The sequence below is a fragment of the Bacillus sp. H1a genome, from assembly GCF_000633475.1.
In the GTDB taxonomy this organism is placed as follows: domain Bacteria; phylum Bacillota; class Bacilli; order Bacillales; family Bacillaceae_G; genus Bacillus_A; species Bacillus_A paramycoides.
In genome coordinates, this window is record NZ_AYMH01000035.1 from 1 (window position 1) to 15447 (window position 15447).

General features: G+C 37.0%; 14 protein-coding genes, 2 tRNA genes and 2 riboswitches. Of the genes, 3 read left to right on the forward strand and 13 right to left on the reverse strand.

Features of this window, described 5'->3' with window-relative positions; genetic code table 11:
• Positions 1 to 136 precede the first annotated feature (136 nt).
• The 6 genes from ampS to groES all read right to left on the reverse strand — a co-directional run bounded on the left by ampS (position 137) and on the right by groES (position 8086).
• Positions 137 to 1642: an aminopeptidase AmpS gene (gene ampS / locus U860_RS0116330; protein ID WP_025149404.1), complete on the reverse strand. Its 1506-nt coding sequence runs from the start codon at positions 1640 to 1642 to the stop codon at positions 137 to 139.
• Positions 1626 to 2327, reverse strand: coding sequence for a response regulator transcription factor (locus tag U860_RS0116335; protein WP_025149405.1), 702 nt, complete (start codon positions 2325 to 2327; stop codon positions 1626 to 1628). Before U860_RS0116335 ends, ampS begins: the two co-directional genes overlap by 17 nt.
• A gap of 143 nt (positions 2328 to 2470) precedes the next feature.
• Positions 2471 to 3796, reverse strand: coding sequence for an NCS2 family permease (locus U860_RS0116340; protein ID WP_025149406.1), 1326 nt, complete (start codon positions 3794 to 3796; stop codon positions 2471 to 2473).
• Positions 3797 to 3924: 128 nt separating this feature from the next.
• A riboswitch (purine riboswitch) is annotated at positions 3925 to 4027 on the reverse strand.
• Between the two features lie 155 nt (positions 4028 to 4182).
• The gene (gene guaA / locus U860_RS0116345; RefSeq protein ID WP_164852166.1) at positions 4183 to 5724 is read right to left on the reverse strand and encodes a glutamine-hydrolyzing GMP synthase; all 1542 of its coding nucleotides are present in this window, start codon (positions 5722 to 5724) and stop codon (positions 4183 to 4185) included.
• Between the two features lie 162 nt (positions 5725 to 5886).
• A riboswitch (purine riboswitch) is annotated at positions 5887 to 5988 on the reverse strand.
• A 139-nt stretch (positions 5989 to 6127) separates the two neighbouring features.
• Positions 6128 to 7765: a chaperonin GroEL gene (gene groL / locus U860_RS0116350; protein ID WP_025149407.1), complete on the reverse strand. Its 1638-nt coding sequence runs from the start codon at positions 7763 to 7765 to the stop codon at positions 6128 to 6130.
• Positions 7766 to 7801: 36 nt separating this feature from the next.
• Entirely contained in the window at positions 7802 to 8086 is a 285-nt protein-coding gene (gene groES / locus U860_RS0116355; RefSeq protein WP_000917305.1) for a co-chaperone GroES, read from the reverse strand.
• Positions 8087 to 8491: 405 nt separating this feature from the next.
• Between groES and U860_RS0116360 the strand changes: the two genes are divergently transcribed.
• Together U860_RS0116360 and U860_RS0116365 are read left to right on the forward strand one after the other, a co-directional pair.
• Positions 8492 to 9241, forward strand: coding sequence for a type II CAAX endopeptidase family protein (locus U860_RS0116360; RefSeq protein ID WP_025149408.1), 750 nt, complete (start codon positions 8492 to 8494; stop codon positions 9239 to 9241).
• Positions 9238 to 9429, forward strand: coding sequence for a YdiK family protein (locus tag U860_RS0116365; protein WP_025149409.1), 192 nt, complete (start codon positions 9238 to 9240; stop codon positions 9427 to 9429). Before U860_RS0116360 ends, U860_RS0116365 begins: the two co-directional genes overlap by 4 nt.
• Before the next feature lie 29 nt (positions 9430 to 9458).
• Here U860_RS0116365 and U860_RS0116370 read toward each other — a convergent pair whose 3' ends face one another.
• Positions 9459 to 10088, reverse strand: coding sequence for a redox-sensing transcriptional repressor Rex (locus tag U860_RS0116370; RefSeq protein ID WP_002174584.1), 630 nt, complete (start codon positions 10086 to 10088; stop codon positions 9459 to 9461).
• A 187-nt stretch (positions 10089 to 10275) separates the two neighbouring features.
• On the opposite strand from U860_RS0116370, the gene U860_RS0116375 reads away from it, so the two are divergent.
• Positions 10276 to 12201 carry an ABC-F family ATP-binding cassette domain-containing protein gene (locus tag U860_RS0116375; protein ID WP_240184482.1) on the forward strand — a complete coding sequence of 642 codons (1926 nt, stop codon included), beginning with the start codon at positions 10276 to 10278 and terminating at the stop codon, positions 12199 to 12201.
• A gap of 265 nt (positions 12202 to 12466) precedes the next feature.
• On the opposite strand, the gene tsaD is transcribed toward U860_RS0116375, so the two are convergent.
• The 6 genes from tsaD to U860_RS0116405 all read right to left on the reverse strand — a co-directional run bounded on the left by tsaD (position 12467) and on the right by U860_RS0116405 (position 15414).
• Positions 12467 to 13483, reverse strand: coding sequence for a tRNA (adenosine(37)-N6)-threonylcarbamoyltransferase complex transferase subunit TsaD (gene tsaD, locus U860_RS0116380; RefSeq protein ID WP_025149411.1), 1017 nt, complete (start codon positions 13481 to 13483; stop codon positions 12467 to 12469).
• Positions 13483 to 13926 (reverse strand): ribosomal protein S18-alanine N-acetyltransferase, encoded by a 444-nt coding sequence (gene rimI, locus U860_RS0116385; RefSeq protein WP_025149412.1) that lies wholly within the window; start codon positions 13924 to 13926, stop codon positions 13483 to 13485. The genes tsaD and rimI overlap by 1 nt, the downstream gene beginning before the upstream one ends.
• Positions 13927 to 13939: 13 nt before the next feature.
• Positions 13940 to 14632 carry a tRNA (adenosine(37)-N6)-threonylcarbamoyltransferase complex dimerization subunit type 1 TsaB gene (gene tsaB / locus U860_RS0116390; protein ID WP_025149413.1) on the reverse strand — a complete coding sequence of 231 codons (693 nt, stop codon included), beginning with the start codon at positions 14630 to 14632 and terminating at the stop codon, positions 13940 to 13942.
• A complete protein-coding gene (gene tsaE / locus U860_RS0116395) occupies positions 14613 to 15086 on the reverse strand; it encodes a tRNA (adenosine(37)-N6)-threonylcarbamoyltransferase complex ATPase subunit type 1 TsaE (protein ID WP_002113433.1) in 474 nt (157 codons plus the stop codon). Before tsaE ends, tsaB begins: the two co-directional genes overlap by 20 nt.
• Positions 15087 to 15258: 172 nt before the next feature.
• Positions 15259 to 15334 (reverse strand) — tRNA-Asp (locus U860_RS0116400).
• Positions 15335 to 15337: 3 nt separating this feature from the next.
• Positions 15338 to 15414: transfer RNA gene (locus U860_RS0116405), tRNA-Met, on the reverse strand.
• Positions 15415 to 15447 lie beyond the last annotated feature (33 nt).

Consider the following 15447-nt stretch of genomic DNA (forward strand, 5'->3'; position numbering starts at 1 on the left):
GCGTTGTTGCTATCGGCGACTCGTATAATACTACACCTCTAAACTCTAATCGTCAATATGTTTTTCTAAAAAAAATATAAAAAGACTTATTTCTTTTAAAATAAGCCTTTTTATCATATGACATTCTATTCATTTATTATTTTTCTATAATTGGTAACGAGACGATAAATTGAATAATACCCTCCTCATATTCAGCCCGAATACTACCATCTTGTAACTCAACAATACTTTTCGCAATCGCAAGCCCAAGTCCGGAACCTTCTGTTACTCTACTTCGAGATTGATCCTTCTTATAAAAACGCTCAAACAAATTCGCTAACTCTTCTCTCGTAAACTCTTCACTATGATTCGCTATAACAATTTGTATATCCCTGCGCTGCCTTTGAAGAGAAACTTTTATCTCTCCATCATCTTTACTATACTTAATCGCATTCATTAGTAAATTATCAAATACACGGACCATCTTTTCCGAATCAATTGTTGCATATGCACGTTCCTCAGGAAACTTCTTAACAAACGTAAGTCCATGTTCTTCCGCTTGCGGTACTAACTCTTCTATTAATTGCTCGAGTAACTCATTTATACAAACTTCTTGTTTTTCTAACACAACTTGCTCATTTGTTAACTTCGTATACTCAAATAAATCTTCTATTAAATTCTTTAACTGCTCCGACTTTGCAAAAGCAATTCTTGTATACTCATCATGTTGTTCTTTATTTTCATATTTAGAATCTCGAAGTAATCTCAAGTAACCCATAATAGAAGTAAGTGGTGTACGCAAATCATGAGAGACGTTCGTAATAAGCTCACTCTTCTGTTTCTCTAATTTACGTTCCTTTTCTATATTATTCATAAGCTCTTCTGCCATATTGTTAATATTCTCAGTTAAAGCTGCAATCTCATCTTCACCTTTTTTCTCAATACGATACGCTAAGTTTCCTTTTTCTATTTCCTTTACACCCTGTGCCATCGCTTCAATCTGCTTCATCTTCCTCTTTGTTATATAGAAGAAAGAGAAAATGAATACGAGTACACCTATGAAAAACGGAAACGGTCCTTCTTGCGTATCATACATTACTACACCATCCGGAATTCCACTAACGAACATATATAAATTCTTATCTTCTATTGTAATAGGTGAAAAAGCTATAAATTCTTTTCTCGTATTTTCAAATATATCTTGACCATTTGAATAGTTGATCGCAAATGATGCTGCATTACGAATCGTATTATGCAAATCGATTTGCTCTTCTTGCGCCTGCTTTGTTTTATATAAAACTTTACCACTTTCATCAGTAACCAATATTTTTAAAGCTCTATTTCCTCGCTCTAAATTTTGATTCTCCATTTCGATCATATTGGATATAGCTTCTAATTTATTTTCATGAACCGAACTATTCGCTGCTCTTTGAGCTTGGTAATTAATTTGTTGCATACCAGACCGATAATCGACAGTCGCTTGACGATTCGCATTCTCAAAAAATGGCGCAGCTCCCTTTGCAAAAAAAACTCCTAATAACGCACAAGCAGCAAAAGTAGTAACCAATTGAATTCTTATACTCTTTCGTACGCTCTTTACTAATTTCTCAATTATTTGTCTTGTTTTCCTCACATAAGTAAATGGATTAAATATCTTTTTCAATCTTATACCCCACTCCCCATACTGTTTTTATATATCTAGGTTTCCTTGGATTCTCCTCGATCTTTTCACGCACTTTCCGAATATGCACCATTACAGTATTATCAGACTGGAAAGATCTTTCGTTCCAAACTTTTTCATAAATTTGCTCCGCGCTAAAGACCATACCTGGATTACGAGCTAGCAATTCTAAAATTGAAAATTCCCTCGGAGTTAGCTTTACTTCTTCCCCTTCTACAATAACTTTATGGGTCGAAATGTTTATTTTCATCTCTCCAATTTCTAACTCGTCCTCATTTTGAATAGCGAAACCATTCATTTTCATATAACGGCGTAACTGAGATTTAATTCTTGCGATTAATTCTAACGGATTAAACGGCTTCGTTACGTAATCATCTGCACCTGTTGTTAATCCTAAAATTTTATCCATATCTTGCGTTTTCGCCGAAAGCATAATAATCGGCATTTCTTTCGCTTCCCTTACTTTCATACACATATGAATACCATCTACTTTCGGCATCATAATATCTAATACGACTAAATGTACTTCATTTTCTTCTAATATGCGTAACCCTTCTTCTCCGTCCCCTGCCTGTAAAACTTTATATCCTTCATTCTTTAAATAGATTGTAATTAAATTCCGAATTTCTTTTTCATCATCTACGACAAGTATTGTTTCGTGTGCCACAATATCTCCCCCATCACTTTTTTAATCCCTAACTTCTATTATAGGAAAACTTCTGAAGAAAAACGCTCGGAAATCCTTAAGATTTTCTGAAGACGCAAAAAGGCCTAGACTCCCCTTAAGTCTAGACCTTTGAAAAACTCCTTCTATTTACGAACGTAGATGAAATATAATACGAATAAAACTCCCATAACATACATAATTGGATGAACCTCTTTACGGCGACCACTCACAACCATTGTAATTGGATAGAAGATAAATCCAATCGCAATCCCTGTTGCGATACTATACGTAAGTGGCATAGAAATGATTGTAAAGAAAGCTGGTACTGCAATCTCGAATTTATTCCAATCAATTTCTCCTAAAGAAGAAACCATTAAAATCCCTACAATAATTAAAGCTGGCGCCGTTACAGCTGGCGTCACAACACTTAGTAATGGTGAGAAGAAAAGTGCTAGCAAGAAGAATCCCGCTGTTACAACTGCTGTAAATCCAGAACGCCCTCCCGCTGCTACCCCCGCAGACGATTCAATGTAAGACGTCGTAGTAGATGTACCTAGAATTGCACCAATTACAGTTGCTATCGCATCTGCAAATAACGCTTTTCCTGCACGTGGTAATTTATTGTTCTTCATTAATCCTGCTTGATTCGCAACCGCTACAAGCGTACCTGCAGTATCAAAGAAATCGATAAAGAAGAACGTTATAATAACAATCCCCATTTGAACAGTGAAAATGTCTCCAAAGTGAGTTAACGCTACCCCGAACGTTGGTTCTAGACTCGGTATTGCTCCCACTACAGCTTTCGGTGTATCAATTAATCCAGTTGCTACTCCTAAGATTGCTGTAAGGATCATACCATAGAAAACTGCACCATTTATTTTCTTAATCATGAAAATGATTGTAGTAACAACTCCAAAAATCGCTAGTAACGTTGTGCCCTTTGTTAAATCCCCCAATCCAACAAGAACAGCATCGTTTTTTACGATAATTCCGGCATTTTGAAATCCAAGGAAGGCAATGAATAATCCGATACCTGCTGCTACCGCAAATTTTAACTCTGCTGGAATAGCATTAATGATTTTTTCACGAATACCTGAAGCAGTAAGAATAATAAAGATAATACCTGACATTAATGTTCCAGCAATTGCTGTTTGCCATGGAATACCCATCGTTAACACTGCTGTATAAGCAAAGAACGCGTTAATTCCCATACCTGGTGCTAAAGCAATTGGATACTTTGCGAAAATACCCATAATTAACGAACCAATCGCTGCTGCTAATGCTGTAGCAACGAATACTGCACCTGGATCCATCCCTGTACCTGCTGGTAACCCTTTAACATTTCCAAGTGACAGCGTAGCAGGATTGACAAATAATACGTAAGCCATAGATAGAAATGTCGTTAACCCTGCTATGAACTCAGTCTTATAATTTGTCCCGAGCTCATCAAACTGAAAATAGCGTTTCATCCTACGTTTCCCCCGTTATATGATTACTCGCCGCATTTCACCCTAGCCCTCTTTTATCTATAAAAATAAAAAAGGCTTCCATTGCATATACATGGAAGCGTTCTATAAACAAAGACAAGTTTCCCCTTATCTTTATAAAAACGCCTCGTAGTCAAGCCATTTACGGTAGCTAGGTAGAAACTTTCGGGCCATATCCCCGATATTATACGACGGCTATAATATTCACTTTTCGTATCAATTACATAATCATATTAACTCGAGGCGGTGGTTTTGTCAATTTAAAAGCGAACATTTTTATAATTTCCCTTAATTTTGTTCGTATTAATAGCAAAAACAAAAAGATCCATCTATACATAAACGATAGATGGATCTTTTTTATTATAATACTATTCCCACTCGATAGTTGCTGGTGGCTTACTCGTTACATCATACACGATACGGTTAACGTGTTTTACTTCGTTTACGATACGTACAGAGATTTTCTCTAATACGTCCCAAGGGATACGTGCCCAGTCAGCTGTCATACCGTCGATAGATGTTACTGCACGGATACCTACTGTGTAATCGTAAGTACGCTCGTCACCCATAACACCTACGCTACGCATACCAGGAAGCGCAGTGAAGTATTGCCAGATTTCGCGGTCTAATCCTGCTTTTATAATTTCTTCACGTAAAATCGCATCAGATTCACGAACGATTTCTAATTTCTCTTCTGTGATTTCACCTAATACACGAATACCAAGTCCTGGACCTGGGAATGGTTGACGCCATACGATTTCATCAGGAATTCCTAGTTCTGATCCTAATACGCGTACTTCATCTTTAAATAAAGTGTTTAAAGGCTCAATTAATTTGAACTGCATGTCTTCTGGAAGTCCACCAACGTTATGGTGAGATTTAATTGTTTGTGCAGTTGCTGTACCACTTTCAACGATGTCCGTGTAAAGTGTACCTTGCGCTAAGAAGTCCATACCTTGTAATTTAGAAGCTTCATCATCAAATACGTAAATGAATTCGTTACCGATAATTTTACGTTTTTGTTCTGGATCTTCTACACCTTTTAACTTGTTCATGAAGCGTTCTTGTGCATCCACTTTAATAACGTTCATATGGAAGCCTTCGCTAAATGTTTTCATAACGCCTTCTGCTTCACCTTTACGAAGTAAGCCGTGGTCAACGAAAATACATGTTAATTGGTCACCGATTGCTTTATGAATTAATACTGCTACAACAGAAGAGTCTACACCGCCACTAAGTGCGCATAGTACTTTTTTGTCTCCAACAGTTTCACGGATCTTCTCTAATTCTACTTCGATAAAGTTCTCCATGTTCCATCCTTCAGAACAACCACATACGCCGAATACGAAGTTTTTAATTAAATCGTTACCGTGCTCAGAGTGACGTACTTCTGGGTGGAATTGTACACCGTATAAGTTTTTCTCTTCATTGCTCATACCAGCAATTGGACAAGACTCACTTGTTGCATCTACTACGAATCCTTCAGGTAAACCAGTTACTAAGTCACCATGACTCATCCATACAACTTGCTCTTCTGGAAGGTTCGCATATAATTTTGATTCGTTCTCTACTTTAAGAACAGCTTTTCCGTACTCACGGTGGTTTGCACGCTCTACTTTACCACCGAAGTGTTGTGTCATCAGCTGCATACCGTAACAAATACCGAAAATCGGTAATCCTAGTTCAAAGATTTTTTCATCACAATGTAATGCACCTTCACCGTATACACTGTTTGGTCCACCTGAGAAAATAATCCCTTTTGGATTCATTGCTTTAATTTCTTCTGCAGTAATTGTATGCGGATGAAGTTCACTGTATACACCGAACTCACGAATTCGACGTGCTATTAACTGATTGTACTGACTCCCAAAATCTAAAACGATAATTGTATCGTGTTGCTTCTTCAAAATAATCACCCCAACGTTAGTTCTCGTATATAAATATTTTTACCAATTAGGCAAAAAGCATTACTAATATAATAAAAAAAGCCAGTCCTCCGCCTCTAGTCTCATAACAAAGAAAAGGCAGGGGTCTGGCTTTATAAAGAAAGATAGTCTTCCGCTCTTTATAAATATAAGACACACTGCCTTCATAGTCAGGTTGTTTGCGGTAACCCGGTAGAGACTCTCAAACCATATCATTGAGGATATATGAAGGATCGTTTTATATTATCTTCCTAGATTCTAACAATGAAGTATCAATATGGTCAAGAGAGAAAGCGACAAAATTCTACAGAAATTATTTTCCTTTTCTCAAAAACACAAAAAAACATCCGCTTCTATATAGAAGTGGATGTTTTTCGAGCGAACGGAATTACATCATTCCGCCCATACCGCCCATGCCCATGCCGCCCATGTCAGGCATTCCAGCAGCACCAGCTGGTTCTGGTTTATCAGCAACAACTGCTTCAGTTGTTAAGAACATAGCTGCAACAGATGCTGCGTTTTGAAGTGCAGAACGAGTTACTTTTGCTGGGTCTACGATACCAGTCTCAAGCATGTTTACCCATTCGCCAGTAGCTGCGTTGAAACCAACGCCTACTTTTTCGCCTTTTAGACGCTCTACAACTACAGATCCTTCTAGACCAGCGTTGATTGCGATTTGACGAACTGGCTCTTCTAGTGCACGAAGTACGATGTTGATACCTGTTGCTTCGTCGCCTTCAGCTACGATAGAAGCTACTTTCGTGTATACGTTCATAAGTGACGTACCACCACCTGCAACGATACCTTCTTCTACTGCTGCACGAGTTGAGTTAAGTGCATCTTCAATACGAAGTTTGCGCTCTTTTAACTCAGTTTCAGTTGCCGCACCTACTTTAATTACTGCTACGCCACCTGCAAGTTTTGCAAGACGCTCTTGTAATTTTTCACGATCGAATTCAGAAGTTGTTTCTTCTAATTGCGCACGGATTTGACCGATACGAGCTTCGATTTGTTGTGCATTTCCAATACCTTCAACTACAGTTGTGTTTTCTTTCGTTACAACAATTTTACCAGCGCGTCCTAAAGATGCAACTGTAGCAGATTTTAAGTCACGTCCTAATTCTTCAGTGATTACTTCGCCACCAGTTAAGATTGCGATATCTTCTAGCATTGCTTTACGACGGTCACCAAATCCAGGAGCTTTAACAGCTACTACATTGAATGTACCACGAAGTTTGTTCACTACTAATGTAGCCAATGCTTCGCCTTCTACATCTTCAGCAATGATAAGAAGTGGTTTACCTTGTTGTACCACTTGCTCTAATACTGGTAAGATTTCTTGAATGTTAGAAATCTTCTTATCAGTAATTAAGATGTATGGGTTATCAAGAACTGCTTCCATTTTGTCAGAATCAGTAATCATGTAAGGAGATGCATATCCACGATCAAATTGCATACCTTCTACTACGTCTAATTCTGTTGTGAATCCTTTAGATTCTTCTAAAGTAATAACGCCGTCGTTACCAACGCGCTCCATTGCTTCAGCGATTAATTGACCTACTTCTTCGTCAGCAGCAGAAATAGCAGCTACTTGTGCGATTGAAGATTTACCTTCGATTGGTTTAGAAATCGTTTTTAATTCTTCAATTGCAACAGTAACAGCTTTTTCGATACCTTTACGAAGACCCATTGGGTTAGCACCAGCTGTTACGTTTTTTAAACCTTCACGAATCATAGCTTGCGCCAATACAGTTGCAGTTGTCGTTCCATCACCAGCTACGTCATTTGTTTTACTAGCAACTTCTGCTACTAATTTCGCACCCATGTTTTCGAATGCATCTTCTAATTCGATTTCTTTTGCAATTGTTACACCATCATTTGTAATAAGTGGTGAACCGAATTTTTTCTCAAGTACAACGTTACGACCTTTTGGTCCAAGTGTTACTTTTACTGCGTTTGCAAGAGTGTCGACACCGCGAAGCATCGAACGACGTGCTTCTTCACTAAATTTAATATCTTTTGCCATAATAATTGACCCCCTTGAATTTTTAAATGTATATAATTAACCAATAATTGCTAAAATGTCACTTTCACGTAAAATCAAGTAGTCTGTACCTTCGTATTTCACTTCAGTACCTGCATATTTTGAGAAGATGATAAGATCACCTGCTGCTACCTCTAAAGCAACACGCTCACCATTTTCAAGCACTCGACCAGTACCTACTGCAATAACTTTACCCTCTTGTGGTTTTTCTTTTGCAGTGTCTGGTAATACAATACCACTTGCTGTTTTTTCTTCTGCTTGAACAAGTTCAATTACAACGCGATCACCTAATGGCTTTAGCATGAACAATAACCTCCTCATTTTGTTATGTAAATTTTATTTATTAGCACTCAACTCTCCCGAGTGCTAACACACTTATAATAATAAATAATCTCAATTTCTTTTGCAAGTAAAAAAATCATAATTTTTTCGCAAATTACTATATAAACGTTTCTATATATAATTGTTGTTTCTTCTACTACCTTTACTATATGAATCGTTGTTTCCACTTCTCGTATGTTACAATATGAAAGACACCCTAAGTTGTTTTCGCTACACGTACAACTTTTTCCTGTCTCCTATTTCATTTTTAAATACAGATTTACAAAAAAATCATAATACGATTGAACGTTTATATCACAGATAGGATATTTACATGTTATCCTACCTTATCTCATACACTAGAGTTAGAAAGGATGGTTAAGCCATTTGAAGAAACAATATTGGTGGATTATCGTTACATACATTTTAATGCAGTTATCTGGGATTGTTGGATTACCACTTCTCCTAAAAACAGGACTCTATGATAATAGAGAATTTACCATTGAGGAAAAAGGTCAAATCATAACTGGCCATTGGGCAATCATTAGCTTCTTTATTGCATTATGTATCGTACTTTGGTTACTTAAAACAGATATTCGTGACCGGCATTTAGATAAAATGCGCTCTTCTGCTCCAGCTACAATTGGATGGATTATTATCGGGTTCTTCTTAGCACTGTTCTCACAAAGTATTGCCGGTATGATTGAAATGCGTTTATTAGGGATTACACCTGGATCTGAGAATACAGCAAGGCTTATGGACATCGCAAGAACGACACCTTGGTTCCTTATTGTTATATCTATAATAGGGCCTATTTTAGAAGAAATCGTATTTAGGAAAATTTTATTTGGCACACTTTATAAGAAGTTTAACTTCTTTATTGCAGCTATCATTAGTTCGCTTGTATTCGCGGCGATTCATTTTGATTTTACTCACTTATTGGTATACACTTCTATGGGGCTCGTATTCGCCTTTTTATACGTAAAAACGAAACGAATTATCGTTCCTATTGCAGCTCATGTTGCAATGAATACATTGGTTGCAGTCGCTCAAGTTGTAGTAAGTAATGAGCACATTCAAGAAATGATTAAAGAAGCTGAAAAAATGCAAGGCTTTATCGGAGGATTTTTAATATGAGAAACTCACCATTGTTCATGGCTGCATTGTACTTCCTTCTTGGGTGTGTCTTCACACGCTTCGCCATTACGAACGTGACAGATACAATCTGGAATATGTGGACAATACTATTTGCAGTTATGGCAACAATTGATTTCAATTTGGCACTTCGCCTTATCTTAGTCAAATTCACAAAGAAAAAACAATAATAAAACGCAGAGGTTGTCCCCTCTGCGTTTTATTGTGGATAATTTTTCAAAAAGTAAACAAGCGTTTGTAACTCTACAGCTAAATCAATATGATGAATTCTTATATTCTCTGACACATTTAATCGTGCTGGCGTGAAATTTAAAATACCATGCACGTTCGTTTCTGCCAATCTATCTGCCACAGCTTGCGCTACTGTAGCGGGTACCGTTAATATTGCCACTTGTATATCAGTTGATAAACGCTCCTCTAATTCATCTAAATGATATACAGGAATTCCTCCGATTTCTGTTCCAACTTTCTCTTCACTAACGTCAAACGCCATTTCAATTTTTGTATTATTGTTTTTCGTGAAATTATAATGTAAGAAAGCGGTCCCTAAATTACCTACTCCAATAAGCGCTACACGTGTAATATCATCTTGGTCAAGTGTTTCACGGAAAAATGATAATAAATAATTCACGTTATATCCATACCCTTTTTTCCCTAACGCTCCAAAGTATGAGAAATCTCTTCGAATAGTTGCGGAATCAACCTTTACCGCTTCACTCAATTCGGCTGATGAAACACGTTGCTTACCAGAAAGAGATAAGTTTTGGATAAATCGATAGTATAGAGGCAATCGTTTAGCAGTGGCCTGTGGAATTTTCTGCTGATCCATATAACCTCTCCTCTCTTCCTATCTTTATTCATATACTTGAATCAAATTCAGAAGTTTAGCACTCATGAATTTCCTTGTATAATAAAGAGAAGAAGTATTCTCTCTTTATTTTAAACTATACACTATTTTTAGTATGATTGAGAAATATAAACATGGCAAAGTTAAGAAATTATTTGAGGTGAAAACATTGATTTTATTACAAGTGAATGGACTTTCGAAATTATACGGTGCAGAAACAATTCTTGCAAACATAAAATTGGAAGTACAAACAAAAGATCGTATCGCATTAGTCGGCCGAAATGGGGCCGGGAAATCTACATTATTAAAAATAATTGCCGGAGAGTTATCTCATGATGGTGGTGAAATTATAAAGCCGAAAGATGTCTCAATTGGGTATTTAGCTCAAAATACCGGATTAGAAACATCTTTAACAATTTGGGATGAAATGTTAACCGTCTTTACACATCTACAGCAAATGGAGACGAAACTTCGAAGGCTAGAGCAAGAGATGGGAAAAGAAGAAAACTTTTCAAATGCGGCTACATATGAGAGATTATTAGCTGATTATGACCAATTACAATTAGATTATAAAGATCAAGGTGGTTATCAGTACGAAGCGGATATCCGCTCAATTTTAAGTGGTCTTGGCTTCCCAGTTGAAACGCACCAGACGACAATTTCTACATTAAGTGGTGGACAAAAAACACGCTTAGCTCTTGGGAAATTATTATTAACTAAACCAGACTTACTTATTTTAGACGAGCCTACAAACCATTTGGACATTGAAACACTAACGTGGCTTGAACAATATTTACAAGGTTATCCTGGTGCGATTTTAATCGTTTCCCATGATCGCTATTTCTTAGATAAACTCGTTACACAAGTATACGAAATTTCTAATAAGGAAAGCAGACGATTTGTTGGTAACTACAGTAAATATTTAGACTTAAAATCAGCATTATATGAGCAAGAGATGAAACGTTATGAAAAACAACAAGATGAAATCGCTAAACTTGAAGACTTTGTTCAAAAAAATATCGCTCGTGCATCTACGACGAAACGCGCTCAAAGTCGCCGTAAACAATTAGACAGAATGGAATTATTAACTAGACCATTAGGTGATTCTAAATCAGCCTCCTTCCACTTCGATATTGAAAAACAAAGTGGAAATGATGTTTTGCAAGTAAAAGATGCAACTATTGGCTATGACGAGGAACCGATTATTGAACATGTAAATATGCGCTTAACTCGCGGTGACAGTGTTGCATTAGTTGGACCGAACGGAATTGGAAAATCCACATTATTAAAATCCATTGTGAATAAGTTACAGCTATTACACGGAGACGTTGCTTTCGGATCAAATGTATCTGTTGGTTATTATGATCAAGAGCAAGCCAACTTAACATCTTCTAAGCGAGTTTTAAATGAACTATGGGATGAATATCCCCTGCAACCCGAAAAAGAAATTCGCACTATACTAGGCAACTTTTTATTTACAGGGGATGATGTATTAAAACCAGTATCTTCTCTTAGTGGTGGACAAAAGGCTCGATTAGCTCTTGCAAAACTCATGATGCAAAAATCAAATTTATTAATTCTCGATGAGCCAACGAACCATCTTGATTTAAATAGTAAAGAAATTTTGGAGAATGCTTTAATTGATTATCCAGGTACTCTTCTATTCGTCTCACATGACCGCTACTTTATTAATCGCGTAACGACAACCGTTGTTGAGTTATCAACAGAAGGTGCACAGGAATATTTAGGTGATTACGATTACTACGTTGAAAAGAAAAATGAAATGATTGAGCGTGCAGAATTTGAACAACAAGAAGATGAAGTACCTGTTCAAAAAGTAGTTGCACAAGAAAAATTAAATTATCTCGAAGAAAAAGAACGTAAAAAGTTAGAGCGTCAACGTACTCGAAAAATTGAAGAACTAGAACAAAATATCTTAGGCTTAGAAGAAGAAATTGCTACATTAGAAGATCAGCTTTGCTTACCAGAAATATATGCAGATTATGAAAAGGCTAGTGAAATTACAACTAAAAAGCACACACTACAAGAACAACTTGAAGCTTGTATGGCAGAATGGGAAGAACTACATTTATAAAATAACTCTAACAAGGTAACTTAAATGACTAAAGTTACCTTGTTTTTTATTTCCCAAAAAAGAATATATTTAAAGGTCAGACTTCACCTGATTTATCCACAAGTTTATGCACATATCCACCTTTATAATATAAACTCCCAAATAACTTTTCCACATTATCCACAACCACGTAAAAAGTTATACACATTTTATGTACACAAAAAAACCATATTATCAACAGATAATATGGTTTTTATCCACAGGATGTGGTTAATTTTGTGTATAACTACGCTTCAATATCTAATCCTGGATTTGCATTTAAAGCTAATGTCGCGCGTTTTCCTTGTTCGTATGCAATTGTACCTGCAGCCGCAATCATCGCTGCATTATCTGTGCATAAAGATAGAGGCGGAATAATTAGCTCAATATTTTCTTTCTGTGCAAATTCTGCCTCTAAACGCGCACGAAGCCCTTTATTAGCAGCTACTCCACCAGCAAGAAGCACTTGCTTTACATTATAAGCATCTGCTGCACGAGACGCTTTCGTTACGAGTACATCTATTACACTTTCTTGGAAACTTGCTGCTAAATCTTCCGGTGCAATTTCTATACCGCGTTGTTTTGCGTTATGCACAGTGTTGATAACTGCTGATTTTAATCCACTAAAGCTGAAATCATACGAATCAGGTTCTAGCCACGCACGAGGCAAATCAATTGTTGGTTTTCCTTCATGCGCAAGGCGATCAATATGAGGACCACCTGGATAAGGCATTGATAATGTACGGGCTACTTTATCGTAAGCTTCTCCCGCTGCATCATCTCGCGTTTCACCAATCACTTCAAATGAACCATGTTCTTTCATATAAACAAGCTCTGTATGCCCACCAGACACAACAAGTGATAGTAACGGGAATTGCACTTCTTTTACTAAACGGTTCGCATAAATATGGCCAGCGATATGATGAACACCAACTAGAGGAATATCATGAGCAAAGGCCACTGCTTTTGCTGCATTTACACCTATTAAAAGCGCACCAACCAAACCTGGCCCTTCCGTTACAGCAATTGCATCAATATCCTCAAAAGTGATGTTCGCTTCTTTTAAAGCTTCTTCTAACACAACTGTAATTTCTTCTACATGGTGACGGGATGCAATCTCTGGTACAACTCCGCCAAAACGCTTATGACTTTCAATTTGTGATGCAACGACGTTCGCAATGATTTCCGTTCCATTTTTAACAACCGCTACCGCTGTCTCATCACAGCTTGTTTCAATACCAAGTATAATCGTATTTTTTTCCATTATATATTCACCCACATTACAAGACCATCTTCCTGATTGTCTGCATAGTATCGTTTACGAATCCCACCATTTTGAAATCCGTATTTCCTGTATAACTGCTTTGCTACTTCATTTGACACGCGTACTTCAAGCGTCATTGTTTTTACTCCTAATCCTTTCGCTTCGGAAATGACTTCTTTCAATAAGGCATCTCCTAGCTTTTGACCTCTGTATTCTGGCAGGATAGCTATATTTGTTATATGTGATTCATCAAGAATTATCCACAATCCACAATATCCAATTACGAGACCATCTTTTTCTAACACAACATAATGTGCATGTTCATTCATCTCTAATTCACGGTGAAAGGCATCTGCAGTCCAAGGAGTTGAAAAAGATGCTTCTTCAATAGCTACAATTTGAGCAATATCATCGAGTGCCATCTTTCTAAATATCATATCCATTTTCTATAGACCCCTAATTCTTTTGACTTTCTAACCATTTTGTTTCAGCTTCAGCTAAACGAAGGTAACTAGGAACAAACGTATGCACATCCTGCTCTTCTTTTTGTAATCCTAAGAATGCTAACTCACTTGGTCTTGGGTTATTCTTAGTAAATGGAGCAAATACAGCTTGATCACCTAAATGTTCTACAATTGTTTCTTTATGCAATTTAACATCGTTACCAATAAATAGAACAGGTTGTCCTTTATCTCTTAACATTTGCAACCAATCAACAATAAGAACAATTCGGTCTTCTTCTATAGAAGTTAAATTCTCTCCTTCATATGTATATAACCCAGTATAAATTTGCCCACGTCGTCCATCGAATAAAGGACAGATTAATCCATTAAAATTAACACCGTTTGCAGCCACTACTTCTAAACTTGATACACCTACAATCGGTATTTGAAGTGACCAAGCTAATGTTTTTGCAGCTGTTACCCCTATACGAACACCTGTATATGATCCTGGTCCAGCTGCTACAACGATTTTAGTCAATTCTTTCGGTTTTACACCACATTCTTTTAATAGTTGTTCTACAGCTGGCATAAGGCGTACAGAATGGTTTTTTGTTAAATTTGTAATGATTTCCCCAATCACGTTGTCTTCCTCAATAAGGGATACGCCCATTACGTAATTTGAAGTATCAATTGCTAGTACTTTCATCTTGTAATAGCTCCTCACATAATCTAATATAGCGATTTCCAATTGGCTCGAGTACAATTTTCCTTGTATCATCTCCAGCATGGAATAAGCTAATTTGTAACTTCTCATTTGGTAAATATGCTTCTATTAAATGAGCCCATTCTACTACTGTAATCCCTTCACCATAGAAATACTCATCAAATCCTAAATCTTCCTCACTTTCCGCTAAACGATACACGTCCATATGATATAGCGGTAATCTTCCTTTATATTCTTTAATAATATTGAAGGTAGGACTATTTACGACTCTTTTCACTCCAAGACCTTTTGCTAATCCTTTTGTAAAAGTCGTCTTGCCAGCTCCAAGATCACCTTCTAAAATAATTACATCTTGTGCCTTTACAAGTCCCCCTAATTTTTCTGATAATCTCTGGGTTTCTTCGGAAGATTTTGTTGTTATTTCATATTTACTCACAGACTTCACCTACTTTACTCACAATGTTCTCTGCTCTTTATTATACAGGTTTTGAATATATAAAAAAGTCCTTAGGAGTTTTCCTAAGGATAGTTTGACTGTCTTTATTAGTTTTGTTAAAACAAATAAAAAAATACGAAACAACTTGTTTCGTTCTTTTCTTTATATAAAATGGCGGTCCCGACCGGGGTCGAACCGGCGATCTCCTGCGTGACAGGCAGGCATGTTAACCACTACACCACGGGACCATTTGGTTGCGGGGACAGGATTTGAACCTGCGACCTTCGGGTTATGAGCCCGACGAGCTACCGTACTGCTCCACCCCGCGATGATATAAATAGCTTGGCGACGTCCTACTCTC